Annotated in this window: 4 protein-coding genes; 3 read left to right on the forward strand and 1 reads right to left on the reverse strand. The window is 72.9% G+C overall.

Annotated features, from left to right (window positions below; translation table 11 throughout):
• Nucleotides 1-139: 139 nt before the first annotated feature.
• A complete protein-coding gene (locus tag ACFVW8_RS38665; RefSeq protein ID WP_389698665.1) occupies nucleotides 140-952 on the reverse strand; it encodes a DUF4190 domain-containing protein in 813 nt (270 codons plus the stop codon).
• A 123-nt stretch (nucleotides 953-1,075) separates the two neighbouring features.
• Here ACFVW8_RS38665 and ACFVW8_RS38670 point away from each other — a divergent pair, with 123 nt between their 5' ends.
• From ACFVW8_RS38670 to ACFVW8_RS38680, 3 genes are read left to right on the forward strand one after another with little or no spacing between them, the layout of a single operon-like run.
• Complete coding sequence (locus tag ACFVW8_RS38670) at nucleotides 1,076-2,110, forward strand: adenosine deaminase (protein ID WP_389698667.1); 1,035 nt, start codon at nucleotides 1,076-1,078, stop codon at nucleotides 2,108-2,110.
• Between the two features lie 22 nt (nucleotides 2,111-2,132).
• Nucleotides 2,133-2,837: a glycerophosphodiester phosphodiesterase gene (locus ACFVW8_RS38675; RefSeq protein WP_389698669.1), complete on the forward strand. Its 705-nt coding sequence runs from the start codon at nucleotides 2,133-2,135 to the stop codon at nucleotides 2,835-2,837.
• A gap of 13 nt (nucleotides 2,838-2,850) precedes the next feature.
• The gene (locus ACFVW8_RS38680; protein ID WP_389698671.1) at nucleotides 2,851-3,708 is read left to right on the forward strand and encodes an SAM-dependent methyltransferase; all 858 of its coding nucleotides are present in this window, start codon (nucleotides 2,851-2,853) and stop codon (nucleotides 3,706-3,708) included.
• The last annotated feature ends 122 nt before the right edge of the window (nucleotides 3,709-3,830 follow it).

Below are 3,830 nucleotides of genomic sequence, written 5' to 3' on the forward strand. Positions count from 1 at the left end.
TGACCGGCCGGGGGTGGGGGGGGATCGCGACCCACCGCCCCCCGGGCCGGGCGCGGACTGCGCCGGGCGGGCGCCAGTCCGGAGCCGGCCGGGGCGGTGCCGCCGGGGACCGGCCGCACCGGACTCCCCGGGATCGGCTCTACCGGATCGGAGCGACGGCCGGGGTGTCGATGACCAGGGCAACCGTCGTCGGCTCGCTGCCGGAGTCGCTGTCCTCGTCGAAGTCGTCACTGGCGATGGCCCAGATGATCAGGCCGAGAAACGCCGCACTGACGGCGATGCCGATCGAGCCGAGGATGATGCCGGCCAGCGCCATCCCTCCGTTGTCGGCCTCGCCCCGGCGGACCCGGCCGCGGCCTATCAGCCCGAAGATCAGCGCGAGGACGCCCAGGATGATGCCGAGGCCGTACATGCAGAAGCCGGCCACCGCGATGATGCCCAGCACCATGGAGGCGATGCCCAGCCCGTTCGCGGGCTGGGGGCCCCAGGCGTTCTGGCCGTAGCCGGGGTAACCCGGGTAGCCCGGGTACGCGCCGTACTGGGGTCCAGGTGCGGCCGGATAGCCGTACTGGCCGCCGGGCTGCGGCGGCGGCGCGGGGTAGCCGTACTGGCCGGCGTGCTGCGGGGGTTGCTGACCCGGCCCGTTCGGCCCGACCGGCGGAGGCGGAAGGGTCCCCGGGCCGTGCCAGTCGCCGGGGCCCGGCGGCTGCCCGGTGTCGGGACCGGAGCCGAAGCCGGCTGTGGGCCCCGTGCCGGCGCCCGGCTGCCCGGCCGCATCCTGGACGGGGCCCGGTCCGGCGTTCGGCATCGAGGTGACGGTCTGCTGGTCGTGCACAGCCGGCGGGCCGGCGTCACCGGGATTCTTCTTGTCCAGCGGCACCCTGTTGTCCGGCGGAGCCCACGGATCGCGCGGCGCGGCCCCGTCCGCGGGCTGCTCTGTGTTGTCTGACATGGGCCTCCCCCATCGTGATGCCCGTCATGCTACGGGCCGCCCCCGTCCTACGATGACTTCCGTCCCCTGCCCGGTTCCCACACCATTGCGGGCCCCGCTCCACCCCATGCCCCGGAGGATCCGATGACCGATCTGCACCCCTTCATCACGGGGCTGCCCAAGGCCGAGCTCCATGTCCACCACGTCGGGTCGGCCTCGCCCCGTATCGTCGCCGAGCTGGCCGCGCACCACCCCGACTCCAAGGTCCCCACCGCCCCCGAGGCGCTGGCCGACTACTTCACCTTCACCGACTTCGGCCACTTCATCGACGTCTACCTCTCGGTCGTGGACCTGATCCGCACCCCGGAGGACGTCCGGCTGCTGACCTTCGAGGTCGCCCGGGACATGGCACGGCAGAACATCCGCTACGCGGAACTGACCGTCACCCCCTTCTCCTCGACCCGCCGCGGCATTCCGGAGCAGGGCTTCATGGAGGCCATCGAGGACGCCCGCAAGGCGGCCGAGGCCGAACTCGGGGTGGTGCTGCGCTGGTGCTTCGACATCCCCGGTGAGGCCGGGCTCGAAGCCGCCGAGGAAACCACCCGGCTCGCCGTGGACCTGCGGCCGGAGGGGCTCGTCTCGTTCGGCCTCGGCGGCCCGGAGATCGGTGTGGACCGCCCTCAGTTCAAGCCGTACTTCGACCGTGCCATCGCCGCGGGCCTGCACTCGGTGCCGCACGCCGGGGAGACCACCGGGCCCGGGACGGTCTGGGACGCGCTGACCTATCTGCGCGCCGAGCGCATCGGCCACGGCACCAGCTCCGCCGGGGACCCGAAGCTCCTGGACCACCTCGCGGAGCACCGCATCGCCCTGGAGGTCTGCCCCACGTCGAACATCGCGACGCGCGCGGTGGCGGACATCGAGGAGCACCCGGTCCGGGAGATGGTGAAGGCCGGTGTGCTGGTCACGGTCAACAGCGACGACCCGCCCATGTTCGGCACCGACCTCAACAACGAGTACGCGGTGGCGGCCCGACTCCTCGGCCTCGACGAGCGGGGCCTCGCCGCGCTCGCGAAGAACGCCGTCGAGGCGTCCTTCCTCGACCCGGCCGGCAAGCGCACCCTGTCCGACGAGATCGACACGTACACGACGAGCTGGCTGGAGGGCACCGGCCGGTGACCCCGGCGGTGACAATGGCCCCATGGCCACCCCAGTCACCGCTGTCGCCCACCGCGGCGATCCGTACCGTGTCCGCGAGAACACCCTCCCCTCGATCCGCTCCGCCATCGAACGGGGGGCGGACGCGGTCGAAATCGATGTCCGGGTCACCCGCGACGGTGTGCCGGTCCTGCTGCACGACGCCACCCTGGAGCGGCTGTGGGGTCATGACCTGCGGCTGGACCGGCTGACCCACAAGGAGCTGACCGAGCTGACGGCGGGCGGTGTGCCGACCCTGCGCGCGGCCCTGCTCGCCGTCGGGGCGCACCGCGTCATGGTCGATCTGCCGGGCTCCACCGAGGACTCGGTGCGCAGGACCGTCGGTGTCGTCCGGGAGTGCGGGGCCGGTGAGCGCGCCTACTACTGCGCCGGGCCCGGGACCATGCTGCGGGTACGGGCTGCCGATCCGTCCGCCGAGATCGCGATGACCTGGACGACCCTCGCACCGCCGCGGGCCGCTCTGCTGGACGCGGTGCGGCCGCGGTGGCTGAACTACCGGTTCGGCCTGGTGAGCCGGGAGCTGACGGACCGCAACCACCGGGACGGGCTGCTGGTCTCGGCCTGGACGGCGGACACCGGGCGCACCATGCGCCGGCTGATCCGGCGGGGCGTGGACTCCATCACCACCAACCGGATCGATGTGCTGCACACCCTGATCGCCAACTCCGCGGCCGATGCCGCACCTTGATCGGTCCGGCATCATGGTCATACCTCATCGTCCCGATGCCAGGCCCGGCACCAGAGGAGCAGACGTGTCCGTCCCCCGCAGCAACGCCCTTCCCGCCCGCGTCCGTTCCGATGTCGCCCACAACGCCCGGGTCTGGAACTACTGGCTCGGCGGCAGGGATCACTTTCCGGTGGACCGGGCCGTCGGCGACCGGGTCACCGGCATGTATCCGCGCATCGGGGAAGTGGCCAGGGCCGACCGGGCGTTCCTGGGCCGGGCGGTCCGCTGTCTGGCCGGTGACGCGGGCATCGGACAGTTCCTGGACATAGGCACCGGTCTGCCGACCGCGGACAACACCCATGAGGTCGCCCAGCACACCGCGCCCGACGCCCGCGTCGTGTACGTCGACAACGACCCGATCGTCCTGGCGCACGCCCGTTCGCTGCTGACCAGCTCCCCGGAGGGCGCGACCGAGTACATCGACGCGGACGCCCGCCACCCGCAGGAGATCCTGCGGGCCGCCCGGCGGACGCTCGACCTGGAGCAGCCGGTCGCGGTGATGCTCCTGGGCATCCTCAACTTCGTCCTCGACACGGACGAGGCGCTGCGCATCGTGCGGCAGCTGATGGACGCGGTGCCCTCGGGCAGCTATCTGGTCCTCACCCACCCCACGCTGGAGCTGGGCGGCGAGGGCAACGAGGCGGCGATGCGGTTCTGGAACGAGAACGCGACGCCGCCGATCACCGCCCGCAGCCGCTTCGAGTTCGCCGCGTTCCTGAGCGGTCTCGACCTGGTCGAGCCCGGCATCGTCTCGTGCGCGAGCTGGCGTCCCGCGCCCGGCACCCGGGCCGCCGATGTGGCCCAGTTCGGTGCGGTGGCGCGGAAGCGCTGACCCGGCCATCCCGAGGGGCCGCCCGGGTGCGGGGGGGGGTAGGCGGCGGGCCGGGGGCCGGGGCGGGGGGTATAGCCCCCCTGGGGGGGTGCTTAATGGCCCCCACGCAGCCCGCCGGGGCG

Source organism: Streptomyces sp. NPDC058221, from assembly GCF_042882365.1.
Taxonomy (GTDB): domain Bacteria; phylum Actinomycetota; class Actinomycetes; order Streptomycetales; family Streptomycetaceae; genus Streptomyces.